Here is a 12,618-nt window from a genome sequence, read left to right on the forward strand (position 1 = left end):
TCCTCTAGTGTGTGATAAAGCCGCGCTCGCGCAGCCATTGTGTCATGCGTGGATAGTGTTCGCGCGCCCAATGCGTGGAGTTGATATAAGCGCTGCCGCCGTCGATCTCGGTTTCCCACAAACCGTGCGCGGCACGCGGCAGCATCCAGACCTGGTGGTCCTTGTGGCCGCTCGCATCGAGCGTTTGCCGGAACAGTTCGGCGCTCTTATGCACGGGTACGAAAGCGTCTTTCTCGCCCAGGATGTACACCACAGGCGCCTTCAGCTTTTTCAGGTCCGGCAGCGGATCGTAGCTGTAAAAGGCCGCGCTGGTCTCGCTCGGCATCTCTTTCAAGGTATCCGGCACGATTTCGACCTGGCTGGCCCAGCGCGCCTTCTCGCCGGCGCGCGCCGCGGCCAGCAATTCGGCGCGATTGGCGCCGCGGCTGGTGACCCAGCGCATCAGCTTTTCCTGGTAGGCGGCGCCAGCCTTCACTTCGTCTTCGCTGAAGCCTTGCGCACGCAGCGAGTTCTCGATGCGGTACACCTCCTGCTCGGCAGGCGGCACGGCCGATGCGGCTTGGGCAATCACGAAGGCGACCTTTTGCGAACGTACCGCCGCCAGTGGCGCCAGCCAGCCGCCCTGGCTGTGGCCCCAGGTGCCGATGGCATCGGCCTTGATGTCGCTGCGCTTGCCGAGCAGCTCGATGCCTGCGATGGCATCGTCGGCCAACTGCTCCATGGTGGCCTTGTTGAATTCACCGGTGGATTTTCCGACGCCGCGCTTGTCGTACATCAGCGCGGCCATGCCGTGGGCCGCGAAGTAGTAGGCTTGCAGCGCATAGGCGCCGCGCGGTGCGGGGCTCGACATCTGCGTCAGCACGATGGCCGGGAACGGCCCCTTCCCTTCCGGCAGCACTAGGGTGCCGGACAGGGTAACGTCGCCATTCCTGAACGTGACTTCTTCCGAACGGAATTGCAGGCGCCGGCCGGCTTCCTTCTTGCCGGCCTGCTGCCAGATCATCTGGCTGCCCTCGAAGCGCATCGTCGTTTCGCGCACCGCGGGATTCAGGTTGCCGGCGCCGGCGTAATACACGTTCTCGCTTTCGACGAACATGGAAGCGTAGCGGCCCGTGCTCATATCGGTGTAGAACATTTGCGGGAAGTCGCCCCATTCCGACAGCACGACGATGCGCTTGCCAGCGAATTCGTAGGCGCCCAGCAGCGGCTGGTGACGGGCTGGATCATCGGCCAGGGTGCGGCGGAAAGCAAATTTGCCCGCCTTTCCGTTCAGGCTCACTTTACCGGCCAACAGGTCGCCTTGCAGCTTGCCGTCAAATTGCAGGACCCCGTCCGGGCCGGGAAGGTTGAAGCGCACCTGCTTGCCCTGCTGCGCGACGGCGTCCAGCGGTAACCCTTTTTTCTCAAAGGCGGGAATGTCGACAGTGGCTTTGCCATCCGCGCCAAAGTGCGGCCGCAGGAAATTGACGTCGCTCCCGACGCCATAGGTACCGACCCAATGCCCGGCCAGCGCAGGCGCTGCGGCATGCGCAGCGAACGTGGCCGATGCGGCAGCAATGGCGGCGATCGCGCCAAGGATGGATTTCATGCAGACTCTCCTCGATCTTGTAATGAGGGCGCTACATTGCCAGCGCGCGCGGCGCCGGCCAAGAATCATGCGACAGGCTGCGATTTGGCGGCATCAGCCTGCAGTTGGGACAGCACCAGGTGGGCGCTTGCCATGTTGGTAGCGCAAGCAACGTTGTGCACGTCGCAGGCACGCACCAGTGCATTGATATCCGGCTCGTGCGGCTGTGGCGTCATCGGGTCGCGCAGGAAGATGATGGCATCGATATGGCCATCTACCAGCAGGGCGCCGATCTGCAGGTCGCCGCCCAGCGGGCCGGAGTGCTTGCGTTCCACTGTCAGGCCCACTTCTGCAATCAGGCGGCCGCCCGTGGTACCGGTCGCGCACAGCTTGCAGGTACGCAGGAAGGCAGCGTACTCGCGGGCCAGCGCGATCATGTCGTCTTTTTTCTTGTCGTGGGCAATCAGGGCAATGCGGGGCGTCATTTCTCTTTACCTTTCACTTTCGACAGCAGATAGATACCGGCCAGCACCAGGGCCGTTCCCGCCAGTTGCCAGCTGGTGACGGGTTCGGACAGGATGACGGCGCCAAAGAACAGGGTGGAAACAGGACCGATCATACCTGCCAGCGAAGCGGGACCGGCGCCGATGCGCTGCACGGCGACCATGGTCATAAATACCGGCATCACCGTGCACAGGATGCCGTTCACCAGCGACAGGCCGTACACCTCCATCGGCTGCACCAGCAGTCCAGCAGGCCGCAGGATAAAGAACTGGCCGATGCAGGCGGCGCTCGACACGCACATGGCATACGACACCAGGCGCAGCGAGCCCAGGCGCTTGACCATTTCGCCGGACCCCAGCAGGTACAGCGCGTATGCCAGTGCGGAACCCAGCACCAGCAGCGAGCCGAGGGCCACGTTGCTGCCGCCATCGCGCAGGTCGTGGAAGAATACCAGCACAATGCCGGCGTAGGCAGTGAGCAACGAAAGCCACTGGCCGCGGCCGATGTGCTTCTTCAGCCATAGCGCGGAACCCAGCAGCACGAAGGTCGGCGTCAGGAACAGGATCAGGCGTTCAAGGCCAACGGTAATGTATTGCAGGCCAAGGAAGTCGAGATAGGACGACAGATAGTAGCCAACCAGGCCCAGGCCGATCAGGCGCCAGGCATCGGCGCGGCGCAAAGGCGGATCGGTGCGCATCTTCCACAGCGCGATGGCGGCGAAGACAGGCAGCGAGAACAGCATGCGGAAGGCGATCACCGTGACCGCGTCGAGGTGGTAGCGGTACAACAGCTTGGCCACGATGGCCTTGGTGGAAAACAGGACGGCGCCGCCGATAGCAATCGCCAACCCTCCCAGGTAGGCGGCGCGTTTGCCCTGCGGTTCCGATGTGGCTATTTCCATGCCACCATTGTAGCGGCAAGCCGCCAGGCTTGCTGGCGGCCCGCCAAAGCCGGTAAGACAGTGCCTGCCCTTGCGGGTCGGGCACCGTTGTGCCGGTTTTGACCGTGTTTAAGACACGACTACGGCCGCCTGGCCAGCGGCGACGGTGGCGGTCGTGACCTTGGCGATCACGGTCGCGGGCGCATTGCCGCCAACCAGCTTGTTCACCTGCTTGAACTGGGCCACCAGCGAGCCCGGGGTCAGGGTCACCACGGTAAAGCCCTGCGCATCGGTGTTCACGTGACGCAGCCATGGGTTGCTGTTCAGGCTGGACAGCTGCTGCGCCAGGCCGACCAGGGTGGCGAAGTTGGAGTCGGCCTTGATGGCCGACAGCACGGCATCCATGGTGGCGTCCAGGACGGCTTCCGGCACGCCTTTCGCGCCAAGCGCGCCGCGCAACTGGATCATCAGCGAAGTCGCCAGGGAATCGGCGGTCGGCGACACCTTGCCCATCGTGTAGTCCAGCAGGTTGACGTTCAGCGCGATGGTACCGACGTTCGGCACCGGCACCGACAGCGGCAGGGAGACCAGCGTGTCCAGGCTGCCAAGGCTCGCCGACGCTTCGCGCAGGTAGGTGAAGAAGGAATCGGAGCTGACGCCGGCCGACACCAGGTCCACCATCACCGGCGTGCCGCCGCCCGCCGCGTCGTAATCGTCATTCACTGTGCCGGCGAAGAAGGAATGGATGTCGCCGGTCAGCGCCACCACGTTGCCGATGCTGTTGGTCTTCAGGTGCGCCATCAGGGCCTTGCGTTCGGCGTTATAGCCGTCCCACTGGTCGCAGTTGATCAGGAACTTGCGGAAATAAGGCGCCAGCGCGGCGGCCTGGCCCGATGCAACCACAAACACCGATGCTGCGCCCTTGGCCTGCACATCCGGCTTAATGTAGCCGATCGCGATGCCTTGCGCGGCTGCGGTCGCCTGGGCAACGGCGTTGCCGCCCGCCTTGGCCGCGTTTTCCGCCTGGCCGAATGCCAGCACTGCCACGCTGGCCTGGGTCGAGTTCAGCCCGGCGCCGACGGCAGCCGTCAGGCGCGCGCTGGTGTCGCCGCCTGCGGCCGCGGCAGTGGCGATCGCAGTCGCGGCCGCAGCAGCCACCGAAACCGAAGCACCGGCGGTCATGGCGCCGACAATCGCGCTGGCAACCGGCACATTGCCGCCGGTCGAGGTAGCAGCCGTGGTGCCGATGTCAGTCGCCAGCTTGGCGACCGCCTGCAACGCCACCAGGGTGGCGATGGCGTCAGTGCCACTCAGGCCCATGCGCAGCAGCGAGACTTCATTGCCCCACAGTTTCCAGGTCGAGGTGGCAGCCTTCATGGTGTTCTTCCACCAGTCGCGCTGGGTGGCGCCCAGCATGCTGATGGCGGCCAATGGATCGGAGCCGCCTACGGCAGCCACTTTCTGCGCTTCGGCGGCGCTGTACAGGTCCTGCGCCACCAGGTAGCGCGCGCCGATACTGCCCAGCGGCTGGCCTGTAGCCGGATTGGCCATCTGCTCCGGCACCACGTGGTCGGCGCGGTACAGGCGCTCGTCGGTCATCACCAGTTGCATCAATTTACCGAACTGGAAATCACGGTAGATCTTGATGTTCTGGAAGCCGGTGGCCGCGCTGTCCAGCGTGACGTCGGCCGGCATGAACTCGAACCAGGCCTGGTTGGCGCTGCGGCGGCGGTTGGTGTCGTGCTTTTCGCCTTCCGAGTAGGTCTGGGTATCGCCCCAGGAATCGTCGCTGAACTCGTGGTCATCCCAGATCGCGATGAAGGCGAAGCGCTCGTGCACGGCCTGCAGGCGGGTGTCAGTACGGTATTTCTTGTACAGGTAGCGGTAGTCGGCCAGGGTGGTCGCGTATTTCGCACCCGAACTGCCATTCTTGAAAGTGCCGTCCGGCAGGGTCAGTGCGCCATGGCGGGATTCGACCGAGCCCACCTGGAAAGCCTCGCCCACAGTCTCGTAAATGTAGTCGCCGAGGTGGACGATGAAGTCCAGTTTTTCATTTTTGGCAATATGATCCAGGGCGCCCCAGTGGTTGATGCTCCAGTCCTGGCAAGTCAGGTAGGCGAACTGCAGTTGAGACACGCTGGCATCGGCTGCCGGCGCGGTCTTGAAGCGAGCCACGTTGGAACGCACGTCGCCGGCTGTGAACTGGTAAAAGTAAACGGTATTCGGCTGCAGGCCGGTCACCTTGTGGCGGATCGTATTATCGAAATCGGCATTCAGCTCGATCTGGGCATCGACCACCATCGTGCCTTCGAGCGCCTTGTTGCCGCCCAGGGATGCCGTATTGTCGGCCGCGGAGACCTGCACGCGCACCGTTACGCCGCTCTTGACGGTGACGGTGGCCACGTCGTCGAGGGAAGTAGGCACCACGCGGGTCCACAGCATGATGCTGTCGGCGCGCGGGTCGCCGGAGGCTACGCTTTGCGGGAACTTCCAGTTGGCGCCGGTAGCGGGCGGCAAGCCGGGTGCCGGCGGGGTGTAATCGCTGCCGCCGCAGCCTACCAGGCCGCTGGTGGCAGCCGATACGGTAATGAAGCCGCCCAATTTGATAAATTGCCGACGATCCATAAGTCTCCTTCAATATAAAAGTTGTTGTTTTACGATGGTAACTTTACAAGCCGATGAAATGCCCTCGAGGAAAGCTACTAAACACGCCCGCAAGGGTTGCGGATGCAGTTTTGGTCGCGCCGGCGCGACAATTTCCGGGAGATACCGGTATGCTAGAATGTCGCCCTCGATTGCATACCGTCTAAGGAAGATTGAACATGGCTGGACACAGCAAATGGGCCAATATTAAGCATAAAAAGGCTGCAACGGACGCGAAACGCGGCAAAATCTGGACGCGCCTGATCAAGGAAATCACGGTGGCGGCACGCATGGGCGGCGGCGACCTGAACTCCAATCCGCGCCTGCGCCTGGCAGTCGACAAGGCCGCTGACGCCAATATGCCGAAGGACAACGTGAACCGCGCCATTACGCGCGGCACCGGCGGCGGCGACGGCGCCAACTATGAAGAAGTGCGCTACGAAGGCTACGGCATCGGCGGCGCGGCCATCATCGTGGACTGCATGACCGACAACCGCGTGCGTACCGTGGCTGAAGTGCGCCATGCCTTCAACAAATACGGCGGCAATATGGGCACCGAAGGCTCCGTGGCCTTCATGTTCCAGCACACCGGCCAGTTCCTGTTCGCACCGGGCACCGACGAAGCCAAGCTGATGGACGCTGCGCTGGAAGCCGGCGCCGAAGACATTCTGACCGACGAAGAAGGCGGCATCGAAGTGCTGTGCGGGCCGCACGATTTTGCCGGCGTGAAGGATGCGCTGGAAGCGGCTGGCTTCAAGGCCGAAGTGGCGGAAGTGATCATGAAGCCAGCCACCGAGACCGTATTTACCGGTGAAGACGCGGCCAAGATGCAAAAGCTGCTGGACGCACTGGAAAACCTGGATGACGTCCAGGAAATCTATACCAACGCTGTCATCGAAGAATAAACCTTATGAAGATCCTGGTAGTCGGCTCGGGTGGCCGTGAACACGCTTTGGCTTGGAAACTGGCGCAGTCGGAACGCGTACAGATGGTCTATGTTGCGCCTGGCAATGGCGGCACCGCACGCGACGTGCGCCTGGAAAACGTGCCGATCACCGACCTGAACGCGCTGGCCGATTTCGTCGAGCAAGAGCACATCGGCCTGACCGTGGTCGGCCCGGAAGTGCCGCTGGCTGCCGGCATCGTCAACCTGTTCCGCGCGCGCGGCCTGAAAATCTTTGGCCCGACCAAAGAGGCTGCGCAGCTCGAGTCGTCCAAGGACTTCGCCAAGGCCTTCATGAAGCGCCACGGCATCCCGACCGCCGAATACGAGACCTTCGCCGATGCCAAGGCCGCCCACGCCTTTATCGACAAAGTCGGCGCGCCGATCGTGATCAAGGCCGACGGCCTGGCCGCCGGCAAGGGCGTGGTGGTTGCCATGACGCTGGAAGAAGCGCATGGCGCGGTCGACCACATGTTGTCCGATAACGCCTTCGGCGACGCCGGCGCGCGCATCGTGATCGAGGAATTCCTGGCCGGCGAAGAAGCTTCCTTCATCGTCATGTGCGACGGCAAGAACGTACTGCCGCTGGCCACTTCGCAAGACCACAAGCGCCTGATGGACAACGACCAGGGCCCGAACACCGGCGGCATGGGCGCCTACTCCCCTGCCCCGATCGTGACCCCGGCCATGCATGCGCGCGTGATGCGCGAGATCATCATGCCTACCATCCAGGGCATGGCGAAAGACGGCATCCAGTTCACCGGCTTCCTGTACGCGGGCCTGATGATCGACGCCGCCGGCAACCCGAAAACGCTGGAATTCAACTGCCGCATGGGCGATCCGGAAACCCAGCCGATCATGACGCGCCTGAAGACCGACCTGCTGGGCGTGATGGAACACGCCGTCAACGGCAGCCTGGACCAGGTGGAACTGGAATGGGACCGCCGCACCGCCGTTGGCGTGGTGCTGGCAGCCGCCGGCTACCCTGACGCGCCGCGCAAGGGCGACCATATCCACGGCATTCCGGCTGAAACGCCGGATTCGGTCACTTTCCACGCCGGCACCACCGATGACACGGAGGGCAAGCTGATCACCTCCGGCGGCCGCGTGCTGTGCGTGGTGGGCCTGGGCGACAACGTGAAAATGGCGCAGAAGCAGGCTTACGAAGCGGTCGACAAGATCGGCTTCGAAGGCGTGCAGTTCCGCCGCGATATCGGCTGGCGGGGCTTGAAGCACTAAATGACCGCCCCCAACCCACAAGAAGTCAAAGCCTGGCTGCTTGGCCTGCAAGACCGCATCATCTCCGCCCTGGAGGATGTGGACGGCAAGCCATTCCTGCGCGATGCGTGGGAACGCCCGGAAGGCGGCGGCGGCATCTCGCGCCTGATCGAAGAAGGCAACGTATTCGAGCGCGGCGGCTGCAATTTCAGCCACGTGACCGGAGCCAAGCTGCCGCCATCGGCCTCGGCGCACCGCCCGGAGCTGGGCGGCCAGCCATGGGAAGCCATGGGCGTCAGCCTGGTGCTGCACCCGCGCAACCCCTACGCGCCGACCGTGCACATGAACGTGCGCTTCTTCAGCACCAGTACCGCCGACGGCAAGCCGGTCTGGTGGTTCGGCGGCGGCATGGACCTGACGCCCTACTACGGCAACAAGGAAGACGCCAGGCATTTCCATGCGACCTGCCGCGACGCGCTGCAGCCCTTCGGCGACGACCTGCACCCGAAGTTCAAGAAATGGTGCGACGAGTACTTCTACCTGAAGCACCGCAAGGAAGCGCGCGGTGTCGGCGGCATCTTCTTCGATGACTTCAACGCACTCGGCTTCGAGAAGAGTTTTGAAATGACCCGCAGCGTAGGCGACGCATTCCTGGCCGCCTACCTGCCGATCGTGAAAGCCCGCAAGGACACGCCCTACGGTGAACGCGAACGCGACTTCCAGGCCTACCGCCGCGGACGTTACGTCGAATTCAACCTGGTGTTCGACCGCGGCACCCTGTTCGGCCTGCAGTCCGGCGGCCGCACGGAAGCGATCCTGATGTCCATGCCGCCGGTCGTCAAATGGCGCTACGACTGGCATCCGGAAGACGGCAGCGCGGAAGCGGCGCTGTACACCGACTTCCTCCCGCACCGCGACTGGCTGGCCGAGTGAAACGCTGCATCGCACTGCTGGGAGGCAGTTTCGATCCGGTGCACAACGGCCACGTCGCGCTTGGCAAGCAATTTGTCCAGCTGCTGAACGCCGATGCACTGCTCGTCATTCCAGCCCTGCCCTGGCAAAAGGGCGCGCTGGTGGCGACGCCGCAGCAGCGGGTGGACATGCTGACTTTGGCCTTCCAAGGTCTGCCCTGCCCGGTCACGATCGACTGGCAGGAACTGGCGCGCGGCAGCGCCACGTATACGATCGAAACGCTGCGGGCAATCCGCGCCGACGTGGGGCCCGATGTGTCGCTGGCCTTCCTGATGGGCGCCGACCAGCTGCAGCGACTGAATACCTGGCACGAATGGCGCAACCTGTTCGACCTGGCCCACTTCTGCGTGGCGGCCAGGCCCGGCTTCGAGCTGGACGACGCCCACGTGCCGGCCGAGGTGGCAGCTGAATTCCAGCGCCGCCTGGCCACGCCGGATCAGGTCAGGAACACCCCGGCGGGCATGACCATGCTGGCGGCTGATGTAGCCGTCGACATCTCGGCCACTGCCATTCGTGCTGCATTACAACGGGGGGATGGGGCGAACTCGCTTCTGCCACCGGTAGTGCTAGACTATATTGAACAACATAATTTGTATAAGAACTAAATAATGGATATCAAAAAACTGCAATCCATCGTCGTGGACGCCCTGGAAGACGTCAAGGGCCAGGAAATCGTCCTGTTCGACACCACCGGCTTGACCAGCCTCTTCGACCGCATCGCCATCGCTTCCGGTACTTCCAACCGCCAGACCAAGGCACTGGCTGCCTCGGTGCGCGACAAGGTCAAGGAAGCCGGCGGCGACGTGATCGGCATCGAGGGTGAAGATACCGGCGAATGGGTGCTGGTGGACCTGGGCGACATGATTGTCCACATCATGCAGGCGCCGATCCGCGCTTACTACCGCCTGGAAGAAATCTGGGGCGAAAAGCCGGTGAAACTGGGCGCCGCCAAGCGCAAGTCCACCACCGAAGGCAAGGCTGCCGCTGAAAAAGAGGCTGCGCCGAAGAAGTCCGGCCACCTGGCTGCCACCAAGGCTGCCAAAGCCGCCGAAGCCGTGGTCGAAAAGAAACCAGCGGCCAAGAAGCCAGGCACCGTGAAGGCAACCGCCGCTGCCGGCGCCGTGGCCAAGAAAGCCGCCGCCAAGAAGGCCGCGCCGAAGGTCGTGGCCCCGGAAGGCAAGAAAGTGAAGGTCGCTTCCACCAAGACCGCCGAGGCATCCGCCAAGGCCGCCAAGGAGAAGAAAGCCGCCGCTGCAGCCGCAGCGCCGGCCAAGACCGTCATCAAACGCATCAAAAAGCCTGCGGCTGAGTAAGCCCAGTGCAGCTGATCATCGCTGCGGTCGGCCATAAAATGCCGGCCTGGATCGAAAGCGGCTTCACCGAATACGTGAAACGCATGCCACCGGAATTGCGCATCGTGCTGAAGGAAATCAAGCCCGTCGAGCGTTCCGGCAGCAAGACCGCCGCCACCGCCATGGCTCTGGAAAGGGAGCGTATCGAAGCGGCCTTGCCGAAATCGGTGCGCATCATCGCCCTCGATGAACGCGGCAAGGACCTGACCAGCGTGGGCCTGTCCCAGCAGCTGGAAGCCTGGCAGCAGGATGGCCGCGATACGGCCTTCCTGATCGGCGGCGCCGACGGCCTCGATCCGGGGCTGAAGGCCAAGGCGGAAGGCATGATTCGCCTGTCCAGCCTGACCCTCCCGCATGGCATGGTACGCGTCATGCTGGCCGAACAGTTGTACAGGGCGTGGACAATAACGCAAAACCACCCTTATCATCGTGTCTAAACCCTAAGGCATACGATGAAACTGGCCGAAAAAAAGATCTACCTGGCTTCCAAGAGTCCTCGCCGGCGCGAATTGCTGCGCCAGATCGGCGTGGACTTTGAGTTGCTCCTGCTGCGTAATGACGGCCCGCGCGGGCCGGATGTCAGTGAAGATGTCCATGCCGGCGAGGAGCCGCTGGCCTATGTCGGCCGCGTGGCCCAGGAAAAGGCCGATTTCGCCTGGGACATGATCCAGCGCCGCCGCCTGATCCTGCGCCCCATCCTGGCGGCCGACACCACCGTCACCATCGACGGCGAAATCCTCGGCAAGCCGGCCAATGTGCGCGAAGCCACCGACATGCTGCACAAGCTGTCGGGCCGTACCCATCAGGTCTTGACCTCGGTGGCCGTGCATTCGCAAGACTTTTCCGGCCATATCACCCAGGTCTCCGACGTCCGCTTCGGCAAGCTGACGGATGCCGAGATCAAGACTTACTGTGCCACCACCGAGCCTTACGACAAGGCCGGCGGCTATGGCATCCAGGGCCTGGCCGCCCTGTTCGTTGAACACATCGAAGGCAGCCACTCCGGCATCATGGGCCTGCCGCTGTACGAAACGGCGCAACTGTTGCGCCAGGCAGGATTGAAACTCCCCTGATGAACGAAGATATCCTCATTAATATCACCCCCCAGGAAACCCGCGTCGCCCTCATCGTGCAGGGCGCCGTGCAGGAACTGCATATCGAGCGCACCCTGACGCGCGGCCTGGCGGGCAATGTCTACTCCGGCAAAGTGGTGCGCGTGCTGCCCGGCATGCAGTCGGCCTTCATCGACATCGGCCTGGAACGTGCAGCCTTCCTGCACGTGGCCGATATCTGGGAAGCCCGCCCGCATGACGGCGCCCAGAACGCCACCCCGACCCCGATCGAGAAACTGCTGTTCGACGGCCAGGTACTGACCGTGCAGGTCATCAAGGACCCGATCGGCACCAAGGGCGCACGGCTGTCGACCCAGATCTCGATTGCCGGCCGCATGCTGGTCTACCTGCCGCAGGACGGCCATATCGGCATCTCGCAGAAGATCGAAAAGGAATCCGACCGAGAAGCCCTGCGCGCGCGCATGCAAGGCCTGCTGCCGGAAGACGAAAAAGGCGGCTACATCGTGCGTACCCAGGCCGAAGACGCCTCGGACAGCGACCTGCAAGCCGACATCGAATACCTGCGCAAGACCTGGGGCGCGATCTGCCATGGCGCGCGCACCCGTCCGCCGACTTCCCTGCTGCACCAGGACTTGAGCCTGGCGCAGCGTGTGCTGCGCGACTTCGTGCATGACGAGACGGCCACCATCCAGGTCGATTCGCGCGAAAACTTCCTGTCGCTGACGGAGTTCGGCCGCGTCTACACGCCGTCGGTCCTGTCGCGTTTGCAGCACTACACCGGCGAGCGCCCGCTGTTCGACCTGTACGGCGTGGAAGAGGAAATCCACCGCGCCCTGGGCCGCCGCGTCGACCTCAAGTCGGGCGGCTACCTGATCGTCGACCAGACCGAGGCCATGACGACCATCGACGTCAACACCGGCGGCTTCGTCGGCGGCCGCAATTTTGCCGACACCATCTTCAAGACCAACCTGGAAGCGGCGCACGCCATCGCGCGCCAGCTGCGCCTGCGCAACCTGGGCGGCATCATCATCCTCGACTTCATCGACATGGAGAACAACGAGCACCGAAACGCCGTGCTCGCGGAACTGAAGAAAGCCCTGGCGCGCGATCGCACCAAGGTCTCGGTGTCAGGCTTCTCCGCGCTAGGGCTGGTAGAGATGACGCGCAAGCGCACGCGCGAATCGCTGGCCCACATCCTGTGCGAGCCCTGCCCTGCTTGCGAAGGCAAGGGCCAGGTCAAGACCTCGCGCACCATCTGCTACGAAATCCTGCGCGAGCTGCTGCGCGAAGCCAAGCAGTTCAACCCGCGCGAATTCCGCATCCTCGCCTCGCAGGAAGTGGTCGACCTGTTCCTGGAAGAAGAATCGCAGCATCTGGCGATGCTGGGCGACTTCATTGGCAAGAAGATTTCGCTGCAGGTCGAGACCAGCTACCATCAGGAGCAGTACGACGTTATCCTGATGTGA

General features: G+C 63.3%; 12 protein-coding genes. 8 read left to right on the forward strand and 4 right to left on the reverse strand.

What is annotated here, in order from left to right; genetic code table 11:
- Nucleotides 1-4 precede the first annotated feature (4 nt).
- From ACN9MZ_RS24895 to ACN9MZ_RS24910, 4 genes are all read right to left on the reverse strand, one after another.
- Nucleotides 5-1,588 carry an alpha/beta hydrolase family protein gene (locus ACN9MZ_RS24895; RefSeq protein ID WP_426339520.1) on the reverse strand — a complete coding sequence of 528 codons (1,584 nt, stop codon included), beginning with the start codon at nt 1,586-1,588 and terminating at the stop codon, nt 5-7.
- 65 nt (nt 1,589-1,653) lie between these two features.
- Nucleotides 1,654-2,052, reverse strand: coding sequence for a methylglyoxal synthase (locus ACN9MZ_RS24900; protein ID WP_426339521.1), 399 nt, complete (start codon nt 2,050-2,052; stop codon nt 1,654-1,656).
- Nucleotides 2,049-2,972: a DMT family transporter gene (locus ACN9MZ_RS24905; protein ID WP_426339522.1), complete on the reverse strand. Its 924-nt coding sequence runs from the start codon at nt 2,970-2,972 to the stop codon at nt 2,049-2,051. Before ACN9MZ_RS24905 ends, ACN9MZ_RS24900 begins: the two co-directional genes overlap by 4 nt.
- A 108-nt stretch (nt 2,973-3,080) precedes the next feature.
- Nucleotides 3,081-5,576 (reverse strand): alkaline phosphatase D family protein, encoded by a 2,496-nt coding sequence (locus tag ACN9MZ_RS24910; RefSeq protein WP_426339523.1) that lies wholly within the window; start codon nt 5,574-5,576, stop codon nt 3,081-3,083.
- A gap of 197 nt (nt 5,577-5,773) precedes the next feature.
- Between ACN9MZ_RS24910 and ACN9MZ_RS24915 the strand changes: the two genes are divergently transcribed.
- Genes ACN9MZ_RS24915 through rng form a run of 8 tightly spaced genes read left to right on the forward strand, consistent with a single transcriptional unit; the run spans nt 5,774 to nt 12,618 of the window.
- Entirely contained in the window at nt 5,774-6,499 is a 726-nt protein-coding gene (locus ACN9MZ_RS24915; RefSeq protein ID WP_426339524.1) for a YebC/PmpR family DNA-binding transcriptional regulator, read from the forward strand.
- Nucleotides 6,500-6,504: 5 nt separating this feature from the next.
- Nucleotides 6,505-7,776 carry a phosphoribosylamine--glycine ligase gene (gene purD / locus ACN9MZ_RS24920; protein WP_426339525.1) on the forward strand — a complete coding sequence of 424 codons (1,272 nt, stop codon included), beginning with the start codon at nt 6,505-6,507 and terminating at the stop codon, nt 7,774-7,776.
- Nucleotides 7,777-8,688, forward strand: a complete 912-nt coding sequence (gene hemF, locus ACN9MZ_RS24925; protein WP_426339526.1) for an oxygen-dependent coproporphyrinogen oxidase — start codon at nt 7,777-7,779, stop codon at nt 8,686-8,688. It abuts the gene before it with no gap.
- Entirely contained in the window at nt 8,685-9,332 is a 648-nt protein-coding gene (nadD, locus tag ACN9MZ_RS24930; RefSeq protein WP_426339527.1) for a nicotinate-nucleotide adenylyltransferase, read from the forward strand. The genes hemF and nadD overlap by 4 nt, the downstream gene beginning before the upstream one ends.
- A gap of 3 nt (nt 9,333-9,335) precedes the next feature.
- Nucleotides 9,336-10,040, forward strand: a complete 705-nt coding sequence (gene rsfS, locus ACN9MZ_RS24935) for a ribosome silencing factor (protein ID WP_426339528.1) — start codon at nt 9,336-9,338, stop codon at nt 10,038-10,040.
- A gap of 5 nt (nt 10,041-10,045) precedes the next feature.
- A complete protein-coding gene (gene rlmH, locus ACN9MZ_RS24940) occupies nt 10,046-10,516 on the forward strand; it encodes a 23S rRNA (pseudouridine(1915)-N(3))-methyltransferase RlmH (RefSeq protein WP_130310589.1) in 471 nt (156 codons plus the stop codon).
- Nucleotides 10,517-10,531: 15 nt separating this feature from the next.
- Nucleotides 10,532-11,152, forward strand: coding sequence for a Maf family protein (locus tag ACN9MZ_RS24945; protein WP_426339529.1), 621 nt, complete (start codon nt 10,532-10,534; stop codon nt 11,150-11,152).
- Nucleotides 11,152-12,618: a ribonuclease G gene (gene rng / locus ACN9MZ_RS24950; RefSeq protein ID WP_426319135.1), complete on the forward strand. Its 1,467-nt coding sequence runs from the start codon at nt 11,152-11,154 to the stop codon at nt 12,616-12,618. The genes ACN9MZ_RS24945 and rng overlap by 1 nt, the downstream gene beginning before the upstream one ends.

The organism is Pseudoduganella sp. S-14, assembly GCF_049913285.1.
GTDB lineage: Bacteria > Pseudomonadota > Gammaproteobacteria > Burkholderiales > Burkholderiaceae_D > Rugamonas.

Excerpts from the sequence above, each read along its gene's own strand:
- ACN9MZ_RS24895 (WP_426339520.1), bottom strand. The coding sequence starts at position 1,588 with ATGAAATCCATCCTTGGCGCGATCGCCGCCATTGCTGCCGCATCGGCC.
- ACN9MZ_RS24900 (WP_426339521.1), bottom strand. The coding sequence starts at position 2,052 with ATGACGCCCCGCATTGCCCTGATTGCCCACGACAAGAAAAAAGACGAC.
- ACN9MZ_RS24905 (WP_426339522.1), bottom strand. The coding sequence starts at position 2,972 with ATGGAAATAGCCACATCGGAACCGCAGGGCAAACGCGCCGCCTACCTG.
- ACN9MZ_RS24910 (WP_426339523.1), bottom strand. The coding sequence starts at position 5,576 with ATGGATCGTCGGCAATTTATCAAATTGGGCGGCTTCATTACCGTATCG.
- ACN9MZ_RS24915 (WP_426339524.1), top strand. The coding sequence starts at position 5,774 with ATGGCTGGACACAGCAAATGGGCCAATATTAAGCATAAAAAGGCTGCA.
- purD (WP_426339525.1), top strand. The coding sequence starts at position 6,505 with ATGAAGATCCTGGTAGTCGGCTCGGGTGGCCGTGAACACGCTTTGGCT.
- hemF (WP_426339526.1), top strand. The coding sequence starts at position 7,777 with ATGACCGCCCCCAACCCACAAGAAGTCAAAGCCTGGCTGCTTGGCCTG.
- rsfS (WP_426339528.1), top strand. The coding sequence starts at position 9,336 with ATGGATATCAAAAAACTGCAATCCATCGTCGTGGACGCCCTGGAAGAC.
- ACN9MZ_RS24945 (WP_426339529.1), top strand. The coding sequence starts at position 10,532 with ATGAAACTGGCCGAAAAAAAGATCTACCTGGCTTCCAAGAGTCCTCGC.
- rng (WP_426319135.1), top strand. The coding sequence starts at position 11,152 with ATGAACGAAGATATCCTCATTAATATCACCCCCCAGGAAACCCGCGTC.